Raw genomic sequence first — 21,271 nt, forward strand, 5'->3', positions numbered from 1 at the left:
GATCCTGACCGGCGTGATCCTGGCGATGCACTACACGCCGCATGCCGACCTCGCCTTCAAGTCGGTCGAGCTGATCGTTCGTGACGTCAATTACGGCTGGCTGCTGCGCAACATGCATGCCTGCGGCGCGTCGATGTTCTTCTTCGCGGTCTACGTCCACATGCTGCGCGGCCTGTATTACGGCTCCTACAAGGAGCCGCGCGAGGTGCTGTGGATCCTCGGCGTCATCATCTACCTCCTGATGATGGCGACCGGCTTCATGGGCTACGTGCTGCCGTGGGGCCAGATGAGCTTCTGGGGCGCCACCGTCATCACCAATCTGTTCTCCGCCATTCCCTATGTCGGCGAGAGCATCGTGACGCTCTTGTGGGGCGGCTATTCGGTCGGCAACCCGACGCTGAACCGCTTCTTCTCGCTGCACTATCTGCTGCCGTTCCTGATCGCGGGCGTCGTCGTGCTCCACGTCTGGGCACTGCACGTCGCCGGCCAGAACAATCCCGACGGCGTCGAGCCGAAGACGGAAAAGGACACGGTGCCGTTCACGCCGCACGCGACCATCAAGGACATGTTCGGCGTGTCCTGCTTCCTGCTGCTCTACGCCTGGTTCATCTTCTACATGCCGAACTATCTCGGCGACGCCGACAACTACATTCCGGCGAACCCGGGCGTGACGCCGCCGCACATCGTGCCGGAATGGTATTACCTGCCGTTCTACGCGATCCTGCGCTCGATCCCGAACAAGCTCGCGGGCGTGATCGGGATGTTCTCGGCGATCATCATCCTGTGCTTCCTGCCCTGGCTCGATGCTGCCAAGACCAGGTCGTCGAAGTACCGTCCGCTGGCCAAGCAGTTCTTCTGGATCTTCGTCGCGGTCTGCATCCTGCTCGGCTATCTCGGCGCGCAGCCGCCGGAAGGCATCTACGTGATCRCCGGCCGCGTCCTGACGGTCTGCTACTTCGCCTATTTCCTGATCGTGCTGCCGCTGCTCTCGCGCATCGAGACGCCGCGGCCGGTGCCGAATTCGATCTCGGAATCGATCCTGGCCAAGGGCGGCAAGGCGGTAGCCTCCGTCGCGATCATGCTCGTCGCCGCCGGCGCGCTGTTCCTTGGCAGCCTCCAGGACGCGCGCGCCTCCGAAGGCAGCGACAGGCCGCCGGGCAACAAATGGTCCTTCGCCGGCCCTTTCGGCAAGTATGACCGCGGCGCGCTCCAGCGTGGCCTGAAGGTCTATAAGGAAGTCTGCGCCAGCTGCCACGGCCTGTCCTACATCGCCTTCCGCAATCTTGGAGATCCCGGCGGCCCCGGCTATTCAACGGCGCAGGTGGCAGCCTTCGCCTCCGACTACAAGATCAAGGACGGCCCGAACGATGCGGGCGACATGTTCGAGCGTCCGGGCCGGCCGGCGGATTATTTCCCCTCGCCCTTCCCGAACGAGCAGGCTGCGCGCGCGGCGAATGGCGGCGCGGCGCCGCCCGATTTGTCGCTGATCACCAAGGCGCGTTCCTATGGCCGCGGCTTCCCGCTGTTCATCGTCGACTTCTTCAGCCAGTACCAGGAGCAGGGCCCGGACTACGTCGCGGCGGTGCTCCAGGGCTTTGAGGAGAAGGTGCCGGAAGGCGTGACCATCCCGGAGGGCTCCTACTACAACAAGTACTTCCCGGGCCACGCCATCAAGATGCCGAAGCCGCTCAGCGACGGCCAGGTGACCTTTGACGATGGCTCGCCGACCACGGTCGCGCAATATTCCAAGGACGTCACCACGTTCCTGATGTGGACCGCCGAACCGCACATGGAAGCGCGCAAGCGCCTCGGCTTCCAGGTGTTCGTGTTCCTGATCATCTTCGCGGGCCTGATGTATTTCACGAAGAAGAAGGTCTGGGCCGGCTCGCACTGAGCGACGCGAGACGAGATTGAAAAAGCCCCCGCGAGGGGGCTTTTTTGTTGGACACGAGCGTGTGTTGTTTGGCGCGATTGCCTATCTCGCTCCCAACCGCCAAAATACCTCCAACCGCTCCCCAGAAACTCGTCGGAGGACACCATGGGAACCGTCATCACCTTCAAGCGCCCGGACGGCAAGGACGCCTCGGGCTATCTCGCCAATGCCGCGCGCGGCAATGCGCCGGGCGTGGTCGTGATCCAGGAATGGTGGGGACTGTCGGACCAGATCAAGGGCCTCTGCGACCGCTTTGCGCTGGCCGGTTTCGATGCGCTGGCGCCGGATCTCTACAAGGGCAAGGTGGTGCCGTATCACGACACCGACGCCGCCGGCAAAGAGATGAACTCGCTCGACTTCATGGACGCCACCACGCAGACCGTGCGCGGCGCCACGCAATATCTGTCGCGCAACGGCGCCAAGGTCGGCCTGACCGGCTTCTGCCTCGGCGGCGCGGTGACCATCATCGGCGCGACCAGGATTCCGGAGCTTGCGGCCGGCGTCGTGTTCTACGGCATCCCGCCGGAGCAGGCGGCCAAGCCCGCCGACGTCAAGATCCCGCTCCAGGCCCATTTCGCCAACAAGGACGATTGGTGCACGCCGGAGCTAGTCGGCGCCTTCGAAAACGGCATGAAGGCCGCCGGCAAGTCGCTGGAGCTGTTCCGCTATGACGCCGAGCACGCCTTCGTCAACGAGCAGCGCCAGTCGGTGCACGACCGCGAAGCCGCCGAGCTCGCCTGGGGAAGGGCGACGGAGTTTTTCAAGAAGCATTTGGGGTAGGTGTGGTGCGCCAGCCGCGCCACAAAATCGGTGTCGTCCCGGCGAAGGCCGGGACCCACAACCACAGGATTTTGTGGTTAGGACCTGCTGTCACTCCGAGTCTTCGCCAAGTTCAATTTTGTGGCTATGGGTCCCGGCCTTCGCCGGGACGACAGCTGAGATTGACGCCGTCAGTAGTTGTAGCCCGGATGGAGCGCAGCGTAATCCGGGGCTGTCTCGTCGTGGCACGAACCCCGGATTGCGCTGCGCTCCATCCGGGCTACGGCACCTAGGCCACCCTTGACGCCGCTCCCCGGCCATGGTGAGTATCCGCCCATGAGCACCGCCGTCCGCCCAGCCCGTCTTTGGTGGCGCACCTCCTAAGAGGTGGCCGGTGCGATTTCTTTTCCCAAAATCGTCGAAGGTCGCCAACGCAGTGCGGCGGCCTGATCGTTTGTCCTGTGTGGCGTTCCCTCGGCAAGTTTCGTAAGAGGACCCCATGAACAGGACCGTCTTTGCCCTCCCGGCCAGAAGCGACTATGTGACCCGCGCAGGTCTTGCGATCACGCGCGTCGCGGAGCAGTTCACCGGCGGCGCCAACCGGCTCGACGATCTCGTCAGCCTGCTCGACCGCCGCCGCGGCGTGGTGCTGTCGTCGGGCACGACCGTGCCCGGCCGCTACGAGAGTTTTGACCTCGGCTTCTCCGACCCGCCGCTCAAGCTCGAGACCGTTGGCGTCAATTTCAAGCTCGAGGCGCTCAACGAGCGCGGGCAGGTGCTGATCGCCTTCCTCACTGAGGTGCTCCGCGAACCCTGCGTGGTGATCTCCGAGACAACAGCTTCGCGCCTCGCCGGCCATATCATCCGTGGCGCGGCTCCGGTCGAGGAGGACCAGCGCACGCGGCGCGCCAGCGTGATGTCGCTGGTGCGCGATCTCGTCGCCGCCTTCTCCGCCAACGACGACGGGCTGCTCGGCCTGTTCGGCGCCTTCGCCTACGATCTCGTCTTCCAGATCGAGGACCTCGTGCAGAAGCGGGTGCGCGAGAGCGACCAGCGCGACATCGTGCTCTATGTCCCCGATCGCCTGCTGGCCTACGACCGCGCCACCGGCCGCGGCGTGGTGCTGAGTTACGATTTCGCCTGGAAGGGCAAATCCACCGAGGGCCTGCCGCGCGAGACGGCCGAGAGCCCGTACCAGAAGACGCCGCGCCAGGGCTTTGCCGATYACGCGCCTGGCGAATATCAGGCCACGGTCGAGACTGCGCGCGCGGCCTTCGCGCGCGGCGATCTGTTCGAGGCCGTGCCCGGACAGCTGTTCGCCGAACCCTGTGATCGCTCGCCCGCCGAAGTGTTCCAGCGGCTCTGCGTCATCAACCCGTCGCCCTATGGCGCGCTGATGAATCTCGGCGACGGCGAGTTTCTCGTCTCGGCTTCGCCGGAAATGTTCGTGCGCTCCGACGGACGCCGGGTCGAGACCTGCCCGATCTCCGGCACCATCGCCCGCGGCACCGATGCGATCGGCGACGCCGAGCAGATCCGCCAGCTCCTGAATTCGGAGAAGGACGAGTTCGAGCTCAACATGTGCACCGACGTCGACCGCAACGACAAGGCGCGGGTCTGTGTCCCCGGCACCATCAAGGTGCTGGCGCGGCGGCAGATCGAGACCTACTCAAAACTGTTCCACACCGTCGACCATGTCGAGGGCATGCTGCGTCCCGGCTTCGACGCGCTCGACGCGTTTCTCACCCATGCCTGGGCCGTGACGGTGACCGGCGCGCCAAAGCTCTGGGCGATGCAGTTCGTCGAGGATCACGAACGCTCGCCGCGGCGCTGGTATGCCGGCGCGATCGGCGCGGTGAATTTCGACGGCAGCATCAACACCGGCCTCACCATCCGCACCATCCGCATGAAGGATGGCCTCGCCGAGGTCCGCGTCGGCGCCACCTGCCTGTTCGATTCCGATCCCGCCGCCGAGGACCGCGAATGCCAGGTCAAGGCCGCGGCGCTGTTCCAGGCGCTGCGCGGCGATCCGCCGAAGCCGCTGTCGGCGTTTGCGCCCGATGCCACCGGAAGCGGCAAGCGGGTGCTGCTGATCGATCACGACGACAGCTTCGTCCATATGCTGGCCGACTATTTCCGCCAGGTCGGCGCCAGCGTCACCGTGGTCCGCTACGTGCACGCGCTCGACATGCTCAAGCAGAAGCGCTGGGACCTGCTCGTGCTGTCGCCCGGTCCCGGGCGGCCTGAGGATTTCGGGATCAAGAAGACCATTGATGCGGCGCTGGAGAACAAGCTGCCGGTGTTCGGCGTCTGCCTCGGCGTGCAGGCGATCGGCGAGTATTTTGGCGGCGCGCTCGGGCAGCTCACCCATCCCGCCCATGGCCGGCCCTCGCGGGTTCAGGTTCGGGGCGGGCGGCTGATGCGCAACCTGCCGAACGAGATCGTGATCGGCCGCTATCATTCGCTCTATGTCGAGCGCGACAGCATGCCGGAGGTGTTGAACGTCACCGCCAGCACCGAGGATGGCGTCGCCATGGCGCTCGAGCACAAGACCCTGCCCGTCGCCGGCGTGCAATTCCATCCGGAATCGCTGATGTCGCTCGGCGGCGAGGTGGGTTTGCGGATTGTCGAGAACGCATTCAGGCTGGATGCTGGGGCGAATTGAGTGCATGTTTCATGCTCGTCATTCCGGGGCGATGCGTAGCATCGAACCCGGAATCTCGAGATTCCGGGTTCGGCTCTTCGAGCCGCCCGGAATGACAGCTAATATGGGATACAAATGACCTTTGACCACGATCTGAAGGCGAGCGTCCGCACCATCCCCGACTATCCCAAGCCGGGGATCATGTTCCGCGACATCACCACGCTGCTCGCAGACGCGCGCGCGTTCCGCCGTGCGGTCGACGAGCTCGTCAATCCCTGGGCCGGCAACAAGATCGACAAGGTCGCCGGCATGGAGGCGCGCGGCTTCATCATCGGCGGCGCGGTGGCGCATCAGGTCTCAGCCGGCTTCGTGCCGATCCGGAAGAAAGGCAAGCTGCCGCACACCACCGTGCGCATCGCCTATTCGCTGGAATACGGCATCGACGAGATGGAGATGCATGTCGACGCGATCCAGCCCGGTGAGCGCGTGATCCTGGTCGACGACCTCATCGCCACCGGCGGCACGGCGGAGGGCGCGGTGAAGCTGCTGCGCCAGATCGGCGCCAATGTCGTCGCCGCCTGCTTCATCATCGACCTGCCCGAGCTCGGCGGCGCCGCCAAGCTGCGCGCCATGGACGTGCCGGTGCGCACGCTGATGACGTTCGAGGGGCACTGAGCGTTCGCCGCCGCGGCGATCGTCAGATCGCCTCGGCCTTCAGTTCGGCCCGCCAGTGCAGCCAGCGCTCCTTCAGCAGCGCATTCCGGACGTAGTCGGTCTCTTCATCCTCCAGCCGCTCGCATTCGCCGAACGTCAGGCTTGCCTCGCCATGCGCGTTCCACGCCGCCTGAAGGCTGCGGCAGGTGTGGTTGCCCTGGCGCAGCGAAAACCAGATGCGGTTCTGGATTGTGTCGAGGTTCGGGGCCTGGCCGACCCAGGCCTCGCCCGAGGCCGCGCATCGAATGACGTAAATGCCCGCAATGGTCTTCCGCTCCTTGTAGGCGGCGATGGCGGCTTTTCGGTCGATGCTCACGGGGGGGGGGACCTTGCTGGGAGGGATACCGATGCCCGCCTCAATAAGCCCAGCTTAGCCTACAGTCAATATTATCCGGGTAAAATTATCGCCTAGGACCGTTGCAGGATCAGGCTGAGCTCGAGCTCGCGGAAGGCGAGGTAGTTGCGCCGGATCCACTGGTGCAGCTCGGTGGAGGAGTCTTTCTCCTGGCGCAGGTAGCCAGTGAAGGAGAAGTTCAGCCGGTCGATATAGGTCTTGAGGAAGCCGGGCAGCGCTGGCAGGCGGAACAGCCGGCCGCCGGCCATCGCAGGCGGCAACTCGCCGCGGAGAATGAACTCATTGTCGACCGTGATCAGGTTGATCCGCGGGATTTGGGCGCGCAGCATCTCATGGGCGCGGGCCGAGGCGCGATCGGTGTCGGCGACGAACAGGATCATCGGCGCGACATGACGGCGCGCCGCCTCCTTCAAGAGGCCGATCTCGTCGGTCATCTTGAAGAACTCGTCGAAGGCGTGGAAGCCGAGGTCGATCACCTTGCCGAGGCCGTCGTCGACGATGACGCGGTCCATCAGCTGCATCTTGCCGTAGGTATCGATCACATCCGCCGTTTCGGTGACCTTCGGCAGGAAGTCGAGCAGCGACGGTTCCTTCAGGTTGACGTCGAACGCCGCGACGTCACCGTTCTTGAGCAGCAGAAATTCGCTCAAAAGCCGCGCCAGCAGCGTCTTGCCGACCTGCGGGCGGGGCGAGCAGATGATGTAGAGGGGCGTCGCGGGCATCAAAGCTATATCTGCGCGGATTCACCGCCAAATCCAGCCGCATCCGCCCGGCTTGCGCAATTATTTTTCGCTGTTACGGGAGGCGGGCTTCGAGCCGACGATGTCGGTCAGCCGGATCCGGTCGAACTCGCTCCAGACGTTCGCGAGCCAATGCCGGACATAGCCGCGCAGCACGAAGGAGTAGTTGGCGGCCTCGTCGTTGATGCCCTTGTTGGCGACGAATTTCAGGAACGGGACGGAGGACACCTCGACCTGCTCATAGGCCATTTCGTTGAGCTTGGGGATGGTCAGCTCGGTCGCGTCCTTGATGCGGTGGAAGTAGGAATTATAGGTCGCCTGGTYCCACTGGAAGAACTGGGTGTCGTTGATGAAGTTCTTCACCAGGAAATATTTCGCGCCGGTCATGAAGCCCGCGGTCTCGGCGATCTCGTCGAGTGAGGCGATCGAGGGGCCGAGGATGTGGAACACGGCGAAGGTGATCTGCCCGGCCTTGGCGGCGTCGAGGAAGCCGATATCGCGGAGCGAGGCGAGCGCCGGCGAGAGCAGGCCGGCGCGGACGTCGATCACGGTGACGGACGGGCTTGTGGCGTTGAGGGTGTCGAAGATCTTCATCTGGTCCGACGTCGTCGTCATGTCGACGATCTCGGTGATTTCGGGATGGAAGCGCTTGAGAGTTCCGCGCGGCGACTCCGTGTCGAACGCGCGCGTCGGTACGTTGTTGGCGGAAAAATAATCGAGCAGGGTGCGCGATACCGTGGTCTTGCCGACCCCGCCCTTGTCCGCGCCCACCACAACCACTGCCGGCTTTGCCATTGCTGTCCCCTAACGCGCGCCCTCCGATCGCAGGTTGCGATCGGCCCGGGCCCCAAATCGATGTCCCAAGTCTGCTGTTGGGCGCGAACATGGCAGAAACAAGGGAGAATTCAATTCCTTGACGCGCGGCTGCGGCAATTCCCGGGGTTTTTCCCTGTCGCCGCGAAACCGGTCGCGAGAGGCGGCAGATCATCCGCCTAGTGGCGACCCCAAGGACCCACAGGATTCCCGGCTGCGGCTCCGGAGGGGCTTGGCGCGGGCACTGGCGGTGGACTGGCCGAGCCGCCTGCATCGTTCCACGGTCCCTGTGGCAGCCGCGGGGGAGCAACCTGCTGGTCGGCCTGTGCCTCGGGTTCTTCCGTCTCCTCGGCGGGCGGCAGCGGGCCGGGATCATGGCCGCCGGCAAACTTGACCAGCGCGTCGACCCGGGACTGCACCGACGGGTGGGTCGCGAACAGATCGGCAAAGCCCTCGCGGGGATTGTCGACGCAGAGCTCCATCACCGCCGAGGTCGCACCCGGCAGCTCGCCGCGGTTCTCGATCTTGCGCAGCGCCGAGATCATGGCATCGGGGTCCTTGGTCAGTTCGACCGAGCCGGCATCGGCCAGATACTCGCGCGAACGCGACAGCGCGAGCTTCACCACCTGCGACATCAGCCAGGCCACCACGATCAGCACGATCGCGATGATGACGACCACCACCGCGCCGCCGCCGGAGCTCTTGCTGTCGCTCGATGACGAGGACGACCGCGACGACGAGGAGGAGCCCGACGACCACGAGCCGCCGGAACTCCAGCTGAAATTCGTGAACAGGCGGAAGAACAATTCGCCGAAGAAGCCGACCACGCCGGCGATGATGACGGCGACCACCATGAGCTGCACGTCGCCGTTCTTGATGTGGGTCAGCTCGTGGCCCAGCACCGCCTCGATCTCCTTGTCGTTCAGCGCGTTGAGGAGACCCGTGGTGACGGTGACCGAATATTGCCGCGGATTGAGGCCGGTCGCGAATGCGTTCAGCGCCGGGCTCTCCATGATCTTCAGCTTCGGCATGGTGATGCCGCGCGAGATGCAGAGATTTTCGAGCAGATTGTAGAGCCGCGGCTCTTCCTGCCGGGTGACGTCGTGGCCGCCGGTCACGGCGTCGATCATCGACTGGTGGAAGAAGTAGGCGATCACGACCCAGGCGGCCGCCGCGATCGTTGCGAACGGTGCGGCTTTGAGCAGGTCGGAGAAGGCGCGCGACAGGTAGAAGGCGACAGTCTGGTTGCTGTCGATGAGAACTTCGGCGATCAGCGCACCCGCATAGACCAGCACGTAGATCAGCAGGAACAGGCCCGCGAGCAGCAGCATCGAACGAAACTTGTTCGAGGCGATGTGCGTGTAGAGACCATACGCGGCCATGGCTGCTTCCGTTTAACCCCTGTCATTCCGGGGCAGGCCGGAGGCCTGAACCCGAACTCTCGGAGTTAGTGTCTCGGTCGAGATTCCGGGTTCGCGTCTTTGACGCGTCCCGGAATGACGATGGTGAGAAGCCGGTCACGCGGCAATCAGAACTTCACCTGTGGCGTCGCCTCGACCTCGGTGCGGCTGGCGCCGAGATCGAAGAAGTCCTTTTTGGTGAAGCCGAACATGCCGGCGAACAGCGCGGCGGGCATCTGCTGGATGCCGGTGTTGTATTCCTGGACCGCGTTGTTGAAGAAGCGGCGGCTGGCCGCGATCTTGTTCTCGAGGTCGGAGAGCTCGCTGGCGAGCTGCTGGAAATTGGCATTGGCCTTGAGGTCCGGATAGGCCTCCGACAGCGCGATCAGCCGGCCGAGCGCGCCGGAGAGCTGGTTCTCGGCGGCGGACACCTGCGCCGGTCCCTGCGCCGACATAGCCGAGTTGCGCGCCTTGATGACGTCGTCGAGCGTGCCGCGCTCATGCGAGGCGTAACCCTTCACGGTCTCGACCAGGTTCGGGATCAGATCGTGGCGCTGCTTGAGCTGCACGTCGATGTCGGCAAAGGCCTGGCCGACCCGCTGGCCCAATGCCACCAGCCGGTTGTAGGCGCTGAAGGCCAAGAACACGAGGACGACAATGACGCCGAGAACGATCCAGCCGGTCGACATGGAGAACTCCTGAAGGGGATTGAGGCGGGCAGCGTAAACCAAAATGGGGCCGGGGGGAGGGGCCGGCGCGGACGCAAGGTAGGATTTGGTCGAACGGGAAGCCATCCGAGTTCAAGGCAAAAGCCGGGAACGAGGTTAACTTTCGGCAATGACGGCATCGCCCCAGCGCCAGCGGCGGGCGCTTGCGTAGGCGGTCTTGTCGCGGCGGGGGATCTTGGCGAGTTCGACGCTTTGCTCGGTGCAGAGCTTTGCCGTGATCTCGGCCTTGCCGACATCGGGCGGCGCCAGCACGCGCGCGGCACGCGCCGCCGGCGGCCTGCGGGTCAGGGCGACGTAGATGAAGCGTTCATCCTCGAACGGCACCTCGGCGCCCTTGATCTGGCGGTGCGCCTGCGAGCGCGGCAGGCGTTGCGAGAAATGGCACCAGTCGGGTGCTGCGAGCGGGCAGGGCTTTTCGTGCGGGCAGGGCGCGGCGACGCAAGCACCTGTCGCGATCAGCTGCTGGCGCAGCGCGAGAATGCGGGCATAGCCGGCCGGCGTGCCGGGCTCGATCACGACCAGCGCGTGACGTGCTTTCGCCCACATCGCCTCCGTCAGCGCACGCTGCTCGCGCTCGCCCAGTTCGCCGATGACGTAGCTCGCCACGACGAGATCGGCTTGCGGGACTTCAGTGAGGTTCGTGCCGGCGTCGCCCGGCAGATAGCGGCAATCCGCCAGCCGCGTGCTGTCCTGCGCGAGCTCGAGCGCCAGCCGGCTCAGCGTCGCGTTGGCATCGAGCAGGGTGAAGGATTGCAGCGACGGAAACGCCTCCGCAGCGGCCCAGCTCGCGGTGCCCGGGCCCGCGCCGACGTCGAGCAGCGTTTCTGGTGCGAAGTCCGGCGCGATCTCGGTCAGCGCATTCAGGCTGGCAGCCACCGCCGCATAGGTCGCCGGCATCCGCGCCAGCGCGTAGGCGAGCGCATCGGCCTCGGATTTGATCGTGCCGGAGCCGCCGCCGGCGCGATAGGTGTTCGAGATCTTCTGTGAGCGCTGCGCCGCGTCGCTGCGCGAAAAGCCCTGGAGCTTGGCGTCGAGGGCGGCTTTCAGTTCGGCGGGGAGGGTGGGTGAGATCATCTTCGCTCACCGTCATCCCGGGGCGCGACGAAGTCGCGAACCCGGGATCTAGAGATCGTAGCGCGAGATTCCGGGTTCTCGCTTCGCGAGCCCCGGAATGACGCCAGAGATATCACGCCACGTTCTGGTCGAGAATGTCCACGGCTTCTTGCAGGCTCACCGACACCAGCTGCGAGACGCCGCGCTCGGCCATGGTGACGCCGAACAAGCGGTTCATCCGCGCCATCGTGATCGGGTTGTGCGTGATGATGACGAAGCGCGTGTCGGTCGAGGCGGTCATCTCGTGCAGCAGATTGCAGTACCGTTCGACGTTGTGGTCGTCGAGCGGCGCGTCGACTTCGTCCAGCACGCAGATCGGCGAGGGGTTGGTGAGGAACACCGCGAAGATCAGCGCCATCGCGGTCAGCGCCTGCTCGCCGCCCGAGAGCAGCGATAGCGTCTGCGGCTTCTTGCCCGGCGGCTTGGCGATGATCTCGAGACCGGCTTCCAGCGGATCGTCGCTCTCGATCAGGTGCAGCGCCGCCTCGCCGCCGCCGAACAGCTCGACGAACAGACGCTTGAAGTGGTTGTTGACGACCTCGAACGAGGTCAAGAGCCGCTCGCGGGCTTCCTTGTTGAGGCTCTGGATGCCCTGGCGCAGCCGCTTGATGGCTTCGACCAGGTCGTCGCGCTCGGTGGTGAGGCCGGTATGCTGGGTCTCGACCTCGCGCAGCTCTTCCTCGGCGCGCAGGTTCACCGCACCCAGGCGCTCGCGGTCGCGGCGCATCTTTTCGAGGTCTTCCTCGATGTCGTGCAGCGGCGGCAGCTCGGCGCCGGGCTCGATCTCGGCGAGGCCGGCGACCGCCTGCGGCTCGACCTCCAGCATGTCGCGGATCTCGCGCTCGATGTCCTCGAGCCGGCGCCGCGCGCCTTCCATGCGTTCTTCGGCGCGCGCAGTCGCCTCCCGGGCGCTCGACAGCGCTTCGAGGGTCAGCTTTGCGGCGCGATCGGTCTCCGCCATCGCGGTTTCCGCGGCCGCAAGCGCGTCGGCCGCGACGCGGCGGTCGTTCTCGGCGTATTCGATCTCGGTGATCAGCGCGCTGCGCTTCTCGGCGAATACGGCGGGCGCGTTTTCGAGGTCGCTGCGTTCGATCGAAACCTCGGTGATGCGGGCCTGGATGGTGTCGATATGGGAGGCCGCGCTGCCCTTGCGGTTCTGCCACTCGGTGCGCTCGGCGAGGATCGCCTGCACGCGGCGGTCGGCGAGTTCGGCCTCGCGCGCCAGCGCCTGCGCCTCGGCGCGGACCTGTGCGGCCATGCGGCGATGGCCTTCGATGTCGCTGCGGACCGCGGCGAGACGGGTCTCGGTGTCCTCGCTCGACGGCAGTTCGGAGATCGCGGCGGCGGCGTATTCGTGCGCGGCCTCGGCCTCGGCGCGGTCGGCGGCGAGGCGGCTGTGGGCTTCCGACAGCGTCGCCTTGCGCGCGGCGTGGCGGCTGATCTCGCGCTCGGCCGTGGCATGGCGCTCGCGCGCGACGTTCAGCTCGCGCTGCGCAGCGCGCCAGGCTTCGCGGCTGGCGCCTTCGGTGCTTGCCGCCATCTGCAATTCGGACTCGGCATTCTCCAGCGCCTGACGCTTGATCTGCGCGTCGATGCGGGCCTGCTCCAGCTCGTTCTCGATGTCGACGAGGCGGGCGCGTTCGGCAAGGCGTCGCGCCGCGCCGGTCGGCGCGTGAGCTGCCGCGACGAAGCCGTCCCAGCGCCAGACGTCGCCTTCGGGCGAGACCAGCCGCTGGCCGGTCTTGAGCTGCGACACGAGTTCAGCGCCGCGCTCGCGCGGCACCACGCCGATCTGCGCCAGGCGGCGCGCCAGCTCGGCCGGCGCCTGCACGTGGTTGGCGAGCGGGACGACGCCCTCGGGCAGGGCCGGATCGCCCTCGGTGACGCCGGCATTGGTCCAGCGCATCGGCGCCGACGGGTCGACCGGCGCATCGAGATCGTCGCCGAGCGCGGCGCCGATCGCCTTCTCAAAACCCTTGTCGACCGTGATGCCGTCGATGATCGGCGGCCACAGATTCTTGGTCTCGCCGTTGACGATCTTGGAGATCGTGCGCGCTTCGGTCTCGAGCCGCTGCACGCGCTTGTCGGCTTCGTTCAGCGGCGAGCGCGAGGATTCCAGCGTTTGGCGCGCGGCGACATGGGCCGCCTCGCTCGCCTGGGCTGCGGCTTCCGAAGCCGCGAGCGTCTGTTCCGCGGTCTCGACCGTTGCGGTCAGCTCGTCGAGATCGCCGAAGCCGCCGGTCTCTTCCGCGAGCCTTTGCTCTTCCGCGGCGACATTCGCGATCTCCTGGTCGAGCCGGGCGAGCTTGTCGCGGTGGGTGCGGACATTGGCTTCGAGCTGGTTGCGCTTGGCGGTGAGGTCGGCAAGCTGCGTGGTGAGCTCGGAGAATTGCTGCTCGGTTTCGGTGAGCGTCGCCTCGGCCTCGGCCACGCGCTCGTCGACGCCGGAGCGCTTCTCGACGCGCGACTTGATCTCTTCCTTCAGCTCGGCATCCTCGGTGTCGAGCCGTTCGAGTGCGACGTCGGCGTCCATGGTCTGCTGCTGGGCGCGGGCGATGTCGCCTTCGAACTGCGTCAGCCGGCGCTCCAACTCGGCGACGCGTTCCTTGGCGCGCTCTTCCTCGCGGTCGAGCAGTTCGCGGGCATTGGTCAGGCGCTGAAGCCCGGCCGCGGCGCGCGCTTCCGCATCGCGCAGCGCCGGCATTTCGGCGGCGCGGATGGCCTGGATGCGGGCGGCTTCGGCCTGATGCTGGGTGCGCTCGGCCATCTCGCGCACAGCGAGATCGTGCGTCTGGCCGGACTCGTTGACGTCGGCATGGGCGCCGATCCAGCGCAGATGGAACAGCGTCGCCTCGGCCTTGCGCACCTTGGCGGCGACCTCGCGATAGCGCACGGCCTGGCGGGCCTGCTTCTTCAGGCCTTCGACCTGGCCGGAGAGCTGGCCGATCACGTCCTCGACGCGGGTGAGGTTGGTCTCGGCCGCCCTGAGCCGCAGCTCGGCTTCGTGACGGCGGGCGTGCAGGCCGGCAACGCCGGCGGCGYCTTCCAGCACGCGGCGGCGCTGCTCGGGCTTGGCCTGGATGATTTCGCCGATCTTGCCCTGGTGGACCAGGGCCGGCGAGCGCGCGCCGGTGGCGGCATCGGCGAACAGGATCTGCACGTCGCGGGCGCGCACGTCGCGGCCGTTGATGCGATAGACCGAGCCCGCCTCGCGCTCGATGCGGCGGGAGATTTCCAGCAGCTGGCTGTCGTTCATCGCCGCCGGCGCGGTGCGATCGGCATTGTCGATCGTCATCGTCACTTCGGCGTGGTTGCGCGCCGGACGGTTGCCGGAGCCGGCGAAGATCACCGCGTCCATGTCGGCGGCGCGCAGCGATTTGTAGCTGGTCTCGCCCATCGCCCAGCGCAGCGCTTCGACGAGATTCGACTTGCCGCAGCCGTTCGGTCCGACCACGCCGGTCAGGCCGGGCTCGATGACGAAGTCCGTGGGCTCAACGAAGGACTTGAAGCCGTGAAGGCGCAGGCGGGTGATTTTCATAAGCACGCATCTCTGTTGGCAGGCGCGAATCCCCCTGCCGGGACAATACCATGGAAGGCAATGTCACTGTCTGGGTGAGTCGCCCGAGGCGGCTCATGCGGCTGGACAATGGCCGTGGTGTGCCGCGAGGGCAACCGGCGAAAGCCGCTTTTCCCAAGGGATTTATGACGGGAAAGATACGGCTTTGGATGCGCGAATCAGGATCGAGGCGTGCGAATCAGCTCTTCAGCAGCGGATTGATCTTCTTCGCGAATTCCTCGAACGAGGTCTCGCCCTTGATCTTCTCGCCGTTGATGAAGAAGGTCGGCGTGGAATCGACCTTCAAGACGTCGCTGGCATATTTCTGGTCGGCGGCGATCTTGTCGAGCAGCGCCTGATCCTTCAGGCAGGCCTCGACCTGCTGCTGGGTAAGGCCGGCCTGCTTGCCGATCCGGGTCAACGTCTCGGTGGTGTTCTTCAGCACCCAGTCGTTCTGCTGGCGGAACAGCATGTCGGTGACGGCAAAATATTTCGGCGCGTCGCCATTGGCGATGCAGCGCGACAGCATMGAGCCGGCGGCGGCTTTGATGTCCAGCGGGAACTCGCGGAAGATGTAACGCACCTTGCCGGTGTCGATGTATTCCGACTTGATCTTCGGGAACACCTGCTCGTTGAAGGCCGCGCAGTGCGGGCAGGTCATCGAGGCGTATTCGGTAATGGTGACGGCGGCATCCTTGGGCCCCAGCGCCATGTCGGGCAGCGACACCGGCTTGGCCACATCGGCGGCCGCCTGCGCCATGGCTCCGTTGATGAACCGGAGCGGCGAGAGCCCGGCGAGCGCGGCAAATCCGGTCAGCGACAGCATCGTGGCGAAGGCGCGGCGGGTGATGATCAAGGTCGGCTCCCGGATTGGCGTGGTCTCGCCCAAGGTTCGGATCAAGGTTCCCCGGGCGGCCTGTCGCTAGCTTGAAACGTCGCTTGAGGCAATGGCGAGCGGCAAGGACGGGTCCAGTTTCGCGGCGGAATATGGCTCAATTTCGCTTGATTGCGGCCCCGAGGCGCGCCAGCGCCGTCTTCAATTGTTCATCTTCGATGTCGCCCAGGCTCTCCGCCACCTTGGCGACCGTCTTCGGGTCCGGCGGGCCGGGCCGCACCGGGCGCCGCGCCCGCGACAGCGGGGCCTGGCGGAAGGCCAGCTTGCCGACCGCGCTCCAGCCGAAGAAGCGGTTGACCCGTTCCAGGATCACGTGGGCGGAGTGCTGGATCTCCAGTGCCATCGGCCCCTCGACCCGCAGCACCAGCGTCGCCGGCTCCTGCGGCTGGCCCTCGACCGGCCGCGGCCATTGCATCTTCAGCGGCTCGGCATGGGCCGCGATCTCGGGCCCGGCAATCTGCGCCCACCGCGTCACCAGCTCGCGCGCGGCGAAGCCCTGCTTGGCATAGGCCTCGGCGAAGACGTCGTTGAGCAGGAGCGAAAGCGGCTTTGCGCTGATGGGGCCGGGCTTGATGGGGCGAAGCTTGGACATGAGCCTTTATAGCACTTCGGGGCCATCTCGCGGCGAAGAAAGGCGTGGATGCCCGCGACGAGCGCGGGCATGACGTGGAGAGATCGGCGTAACGCCGTTACAGTGGCCGCATGAGCCCCAGATCCGCCCTCAAGGCCAAGTCGGAACCAGTGCAGCCGGTAACGCCGGCGCGTCCGCTGGCGCTGCTCGCCTGGTACGACCGCCATCGCCGCAGGCTGCCCTGGCGCGCGATGCCCGGCGAGACCTCTGACGCTTACCGCGTCTGGCTGTCGGAGATCATGCTCCAGCAGACCACGGTGAAGGCGGTCGGGCCCTATTTCGAAAAGTTCATCGCGCGCTGGCCGGATGTCACGGCGCTCGGGCGGGCCTCGCTCGATGACGTGCTGCGGATGTGGGCCGGGCTCGGCTACTACTCCCGTGCGCGCAACCTCTACGCCTGCGCGGTTGCGGTGACGCGCGACCATGGCGGCGTGTTTCCCGACACGGAGGAGGGGCTGCGCGCACTGCCGGGCATCGGGCCCTACACGGCGGCAGCGATCGCCGCGATCGCGTTCGATCGCCGCACCATGCCGGTCGACGGCAACATCGAGCGCGTGGTGTCGCGCCTGTTCGTGGTCGAGGAGGAGTTGCCGCAGGCCAAGCCGCTGATCCAGCAATTGGCGGCGACGCTGCTCGCCGACTCTCGCGCCGGCGACAGCGCGCAGGCGCTGATGGATCTGGGCTCCTCGATCTGCACGCCGAAGAAGCCGGCCTGCGCCGTCTGTCCGCTCAACGATGATTGCGCGGCACGTGCGGAGGGGACGCAGGAAACCTTTCCGCGCAAGGCGCCGAAGAAGAGCGGGACGTTGCGCCGCGGCGCCGCCTTCGTCGTCACACGCGGCGACGAGCTGCTCGTCCGCACCCGGCCCGAAAAAGGCCTGCTCGGCGGCATGACCGAGGTGCCGGGCTCGGACTGGCTCGCCGGCCAGGACGACACGACAGCGAAGCGGCAGGCGCCGGAACTGAAGGGGCTGTCGCGCTGGCAGCGCAGGCTTGGCGTCGTCAACCACGTCTTCACGCATTTTCCGCTGGAGCTGGTGGTGTACACGGCCAAGGCCGAAGCCCGTACGCGCCCGCCCGAGGGGATGCGCTGGGTGCCGGTCGCCACCCTTGCCGACGAAGCGCTGCCCAACGTCATGCGCAAGGTGATCGCGCATGGACTGGGGCGCCAGCCGGTCGCATCCTCCTGACACCATGCTCCTGACACCATGCTGGCAGCAGCGCTGCGCTAACAGCGACGCGAAACGGAGGCTCCCGATGGTCAAGACCGCGCTCGACAATTTTCCCAGGCCTCCCTGCGCCGAGCTGTTGGGGTGGCGGCTGCTTGATGCTCGTCCGGAGGAGGGCTGGATCAGGCTCGGCTTCGAGGGCAAGCCCGAGTTCTGCAACCCGGCGGGCTTCATCCAGGGCGGCATGCTCTCGGCCATGCTCGACGACACGATGGGGCCTGCTGTGCTGGTGATGAGCGAGGGCCGGCTCTACACCACCACCATCAGCATGACGGTAAACTTCCTGAGCCCCGCAAAGCCCGGCCCGATCATCGCTGAGGCGACGGTGACGCAGCTCGGCAAGACGATTGCATTCGTCGAAGCCAAGCTGATGACCGAGGACGGCACCGTGCTCGCCACCGCAACGGCGAGCGAGCGGTTGCTGGAGGCGGCGAGGGTGGTGCGGTGAGGTGAGCACCTGTCTCTCGCTCCCTCGCCCCGCTCTTCGCGGGGAGGGGGTGGGGTGAGGAGCCTCTCTCCGCGAGAAAGATCGTCGAGAGACCTGTACCCCCTCACCCGGATCGCAAGGGCGATCCGACCTCTCCCCGCAAGCGGGGCGAGGTGAAGAGGAGCCTGCGGCTCGATTGTCAGCTAGCGTTCACGTCCCCACCCGCTTCACATCCCCGCTCACGATCGGCGGCTTGGCATTCAGCGTCTCGACCTGGAAGCCGGCGACGCGCTTGTAGTTCGCGGCGACGTCTTCCAGCTCCTTTTGCGACAGCACGTCGGTGACGACGTCGTAGCCGTCGGGCGCGCGCTCCTCGACGAGCTGCATCACCTGCTCGGGACCGTTCTTGCGGTTGAGCAGGACGAGGTCGGTGGTCGCCGGCCTCCGCTCGGCCTCATAGGCGAGCAGCGCCGCATTGGTGGGACCGTGCGCAAGGATCTCGCGGGTGATGACGCGGGCATCGAGGATCGCCTGCGAGGCGCCGTTCGAGCCGATCGGGTACATCGGATGCGCGGCGTCGCCCATCAGCGTGACGCGGCCGAAGGTCCATTGCGATACCGGATCACGGTCGACCAGCGGGTATTCGTAGGCGTGCGGGCAGTTCTTGATCAGGCCGGGCACGTCGAGCCAGTCGAACTGCCAGCTCTCGAACCAGGGCAGGAACTCCTCGAGCCGCGCGGTGCGGTTATAGTCCTCGCGGCGCCACTGATAGGTCGGCGGCATGTGACGTTCGGCGACCCAGTTGATGAGGTGGTTGCCCGCCGCATCCGGCGCCTTGGAGATCGGATAGCAGACGAATTTCAGGATCTCGTGGCCGGCCATGATCATGGTGCGGCCGGTGAGGAAGGATTTTGACGGCGTGACGCCGCGCCAGAGGATGCGGCCGTTCCAGATCGGCGGCCCCTCCTGCGGATAGAGCTTTTCTCGCACGGCGGAATGGATGCCGTCGGCGGCGATCAGGATCGCGCCGTCATAAGTCCCCGCGGCCTTGCCGGTGGCCTTGTCGATGAAGTCGGCGCGCACGCCGTTGTCCGTCTCGCTCCAGCCGGTCAGATGATGGCTGGTCAGGATGTTGTCGCGGCCGAGCCGCTCGATCGCGGTATCGAACAGGAGCTGCTGGAGGGTGCCGCGATGGATCGAGAATTGCGGCCATTTGTAGCCGGCTTCCAGCCCACGCGGCTCGCTCCAGATCGGCTTGCCGTGCTTGGAGAAATAGGCGAGCTCTTGCGTGCGCACGCCGCTGGTGTCCAGTCTGTCCATCAGCCCGAGCTCGATCAGCTCGCGCACCGCATGCGGCAGCACGTTGATGCCGACGCCGAGCGGTTTCAGTTCCGCGACGCTCTCGAACACTTTTACGGGAACGCCGATCCCGTGCAGGCTGAGCGCAAGCGTGAGCCCGCCGATGCCGCCACCGGCGATGAGTACCGTCATGACAAAACCCCTCCGATTGCGGGCGTCTTGGCACAGGCGGGCGGATGTGGGCAACTGCGAAGAGGATTTCGTGCTATGGACCTCGCGGCCCGCAGCCGTTAGTTTTCAATTTTCCCATGAGGTCCGACATGCTCAAGCTCTACTACGCCACCGGCACCTGCGCGCTCGCCACCTACATGACCCTGGAGGAGGCCGGCGCCGACTACACAGCCGAACGGCTGAGCTTCAAGGACAACCAGCAGAACAGCCCGGACTATCTCGCGATCAACCCGAAGGGCCGCGTGCCGGCCCTGGTGACCGATCGTGGCGTCCTCACCGAGACGCCGGCGATGCTGGCCTACATCGCACAGACCTTCCCGAAGGCGAAGCTCGCGCCGCTCGACGATCCCTTCGACTTCGCCCAGGTGCAGTCGTTCAACTCCTATCTCTGCTCGACCGTGCACATCAACCATGCCCACAAGATGCGCGGTGCGCGCTGGGCGACGCAGGAGAGCTCGTTCGCGGACATGAAGGCGATGGTCCCGAAGACCATGGGCGCCTGCTTCGCCCTGATCGAGCAGAGGATGTTCAAGGGGCCGTGGGTGATGGGCGACCAGTTCACGATCTGCGATCCCTATCTCCACACGCTCTCGCACTGGCTCGAAGGCGACAGCGTCGACATCAACGCCACGCCGAAGATCGCCGACCACTTCAAGCGCATGTCCGACCGCCCCGCCGTGCGCATGGTGATGGACGCGCAGAAGGCGTAAGGCGCGGCCACGCATTCCCCTGTCGTCCCGGCCTTCGCCGGGACGACACCGAGTGTTTTGGAGCCGCGTTTTACCCAGGAGCGTAGGGTGGGTTAGCCGAAGGCGTAACCCACCATGCCTCCTTAAATGCGGGACGAAGTTGGTGGGTTACGCCGAGCAGATGCGCTTTGCGCATCTGCAGGGCTAACCCACCCTACGAAGCTACGAAGCCTTCCGCTTCTCCAGCTCCCGTCCCGTCTCCAGCATCAGCCGCCGCAGCCAGATCGATCCCGGATCCATCTGCGCCCGCGTTGGATAGAACATGAACTGCTCGTCGATCCCGGGATCGAGCGGCGGCGTCACCGTGACGAGGCCCAACTGCTTCGACAGCGCCGCGATCAGCCGCCGCGGCACGAAGGCGACGAGGTCGGTGCGGGCGGCGACGTGCAGCGCCTCGAGATAGCCTGACACCACCAGCGCGATGTGCCGCTCGATACCCTTGCTGCGCAGCCAGGTGTCGATCAGATCCTCGGGCTGGCCGCGGATGATCACGCCAACATGGCGTGCGGCCAGGAAGGCCTCGCGCCGCTTCAGCTTCGTGGCCATCGGATGGCCGCGCCGCACCGCCAGCGCGTCGCTGTCGGTGTAGAGCAACTGACGGTGAAAGCCCTTGAAGGCGTTGCCGATCGAGATCACGAGATCGATGGTGCGGGCGAACTCGGCGTGGAAGATCGCCGGCCCCCGCCACGGCACGACGTCGATGCGGACGTTGGGCGCAAGGCGCGTCACCTTCTCCATCAGAGGCGGCATCAGAAGCTCGACCGCGAGGTCCGGCATCATCAGGCGGAATTGCCGCTCGCTGCGCGCGGCGTCGAAGTCGTCGGGCACGAACAGCCCGCGCACCTGGTCGAGCGCCTGCGCCAGCGGCGCGCGCAGCGCCAGCGCCCGTGGCGTCAGCTCCATCCGCGCGCCGGTGCGGACCAGCAGCGGATCGCCAAAGATGTCGCGCAGGCGCTGCAGCGCGTGGCTCGCGGCCGGCTGCGACAGGCCGATCCGCATGGCGGCGCGGCTGACATTGGCCTCGCGCAGCAGGGCGTCGAGCGCGGTCAATAGAT

The 21,271-nt window shown here is 66.2% G+C and carries 18 protein-coding genes; 7 read left to right on the forward strand and 11 right to left on the reverse strand.

All coding sequences use genetic code 11. The annotated features are described in order from the left end of the window. The 4 genes from fbcH to ACXJL8_RS09295 all read left to right on the forward strand — a co-directional run. On the forward strand, window positions 1–1,894 hold a 1,894-nt coding region (gene fbcH / locus ACXJL8_RS09280; RefSeq protein WP_456684913.1), incomplete at its 5' end, for a cytochrome b/c1. Between the two features lie 144 nt (window positions 1,895–2,038). Continuing rightward, window positions 2,039–2,713: a dienelactone hydrolase family protein gene (locus tag ACXJL8_RS09285; protein ID WP_456620461.1), complete on the forward strand. Its 675-nt coding sequence runs from the start codon at window positions 2,039–2,041 to the stop codon at window positions 2,711–2,713. A 478-nt stretch (window positions 2,714–3,191) separates the two neighbouring features. Continuing rightward, entirely contained in the window at window positions 3,192–5,357 is a 2,166-nt protein-coding gene (locus ACXJL8_RS09290) for an anthranilate synthase component I (protein ID WP_456684914.1), read from the forward strand. Window positions 5,358–5,471: 114 nt separating this feature from the next. Then, window positions 5,472–6,011 (forward strand): adenine phosphoribosyltransferase, encoded by a 540-nt coding sequence (locus ACXJL8_RS09295; RefSeq protein ID WP_298878702.1) that lies wholly within the window; start codon window positions 5,472–5,474, stop codon window positions 6,009–6,011. A 22-nt stretch (window positions 6,012–6,033) separates the two neighbouring features. Here the strand turns inward: ACXJL8_RS09295 and ACXJL8_RS09300 are convergent, their stop codons facing one another. From ACXJL8_RS09300 to ACXJL8_RS09340, 9 genes are all read right to left on the reverse strand, one after another. Further along, window positions 6,034–6,366, reverse strand: a complete 333-nt coding sequence (locus ACXJL8_RS09300) for a GIY-YIG nuclease family protein (protein WP_456620463.1) — start codon at window positions 6,364–6,366, stop codon at window positions 6,034–6,036. Window positions 6,367–6,458: 92 nt separating this feature from the next. Beyond that, window positions 6,459–7,127 carry a hypothetical protein gene (locus ACXJL8_RS09305; RefSeq protein ID WP_456620464.1) on the reverse strand — a complete coding sequence of 223 codons (669 nt, stop codon included), beginning with the start codon at window positions 7,125–7,127 and terminating at the stop codon, window positions 6,459–6,461. Between the two features lie 60 nt (window positions 7,128–7,187). Continuing rightward, window positions 7,188–7,940: a hypothetical protein gene (locus ACXJL8_RS09310; RefSeq protein ID WP_456684915.1), complete on the reverse strand. Its 753-nt coding sequence runs from the start codon at window positions 7,938–7,940 to the stop codon at window positions 7,188–7,190. 197 nt (window positions 7,941–8,137) lie between these two features. Next, complete coding sequence (locus ACXJL8_RS09315; protein ID WP_456620466.1) at window positions 8,138–9,340, reverse strand: M48 family metallopeptidase; 1,203 nt, start codon at window positions 9,338–9,340, stop codon at window positions 8,138–8,140. 146 nt (window positions 9,341–9,486) lie between these two features. Beyond that, a complete protein-coding gene (locus ACXJL8_RS09320) occupies window positions 9,487–10,047 on the reverse strand; it encodes a LemA family protein (protein ID WP_014497379.1) in 561 nt (186 codons plus the stop codon). Between the two features lie 135 nt (window positions 10,048–10,182). Next, on the reverse strand, window positions 10,183–11,160 hold the full coding sequence (locus tag ACXJL8_RS09325; protein WP_456620467.1) for a small ribosomal subunit Rsm22 family protein: 978 nt from the start codon (window positions 11,158–11,160) through the stop codon (window positions 10,183–10,185). Between the two features lie 112 nt (window positions 11,161–11,272). After that, window positions 11,273–14,737: a chromosome segregation protein SMC gene (smc, locus tag ACXJL8_RS09330; RefSeq protein WP_456684916.1), complete on the reverse strand. Its 3,465-nt coding sequence runs from the start codon at window positions 14,735–14,737 to the stop codon at window positions 11,273–11,275. Between the two features lie 217 nt (window positions 14,738–14,954). Continuing rightward, window positions 14,955–15,611, reverse strand: coding sequence for a DsbA family protein (locus ACXJL8_RS09335; RefSeq protein ID WP_456620469.1), 657 nt, complete (start codon window positions 15,609–15,611; stop codon window positions 14,955–14,957). Between the two features lie 136 nt (window positions 15,612–15,747). After that, window positions 15,748–16,242, reverse strand: a complete 495-nt coding sequence (locus ACXJL8_RS09340) for a DUF721 domain-containing protein (RefSeq protein WP_456620470.1) — start codon at window positions 16,240–16,242, stop codon at window positions 15,748–15,750. 110 nt (window positions 16,243–16,352) lie between these two features. Here ACXJL8_RS09340 and mutY point away from each other — a divergent pair, with 110 nt between their 5' ends. Together mutY and ACXJL8_RS09350 are read left to right on the forward strand one after the other, a co-directional pair. Beyond that, a complete protein-coding gene (gene mutY, locus ACXJL8_RS09345) occupies window positions 16,353–17,471 on the forward strand; it encodes an A/G-specific adenine glycosylase (RefSeq protein WP_456620471.1) in 1,119 nt (372 codons plus the stop codon). A gap of 67 nt (window positions 17,472–17,538) precedes the next feature. Continuing rightward, a complete protein-coding gene (locus ACXJL8_RS09350) occupies window positions 17,539–17,958 on the forward strand; it encodes a PaaI family thioesterase (RefSeq protein WP_456620472.1) in 420 nt (139 codons plus the stop codon). A 189-nt stretch (window positions 17,959–18,147) separates the two neighbouring features. Here the strand turns inward: ACXJL8_RS09350 and ACXJL8_RS09355 are convergent, their stop codons facing one another. Continuing rightward, entirely contained in the window at window positions 18,148–19,428 is a 1,281-nt protein-coding gene (locus ACXJL8_RS09355) for a flavin-dependent oxidoreductase (RefSeq protein WP_456620473.1), read from the reverse strand. 128 nt (window positions 19,429–19,556) lie between these two features. Here ACXJL8_RS09355 and ACXJL8_RS09360 point away from each other — a divergent pair, with 128 nt between their 5' ends. Next, a complete protein-coding gene (locus tag ACXJL8_RS09360) occupies window positions 19,557–20,177 on the forward strand; it encodes a glutathione S-transferase family protein (RefSeq protein ID WP_456620474.1) in 621 nt (206 codons plus the stop codon). Window positions 20,178–20,378: 201 nt separating this feature from the next. Here ACXJL8_RS09360 and ACXJL8_RS09365 read toward each other — a convergent pair. After that, window positions 20,379–21,271 (reverse strand): LysR family transcriptional regulator (locus tag ACXJL8_RS09365; RefSeq protein ID WP_456684917.1); only part of this gene is annotated, 893 nt, incomplete at its 5' end.

The organism is Bradyrhizobium sp. P5_C11_2, from assembly GCF_054049755.1.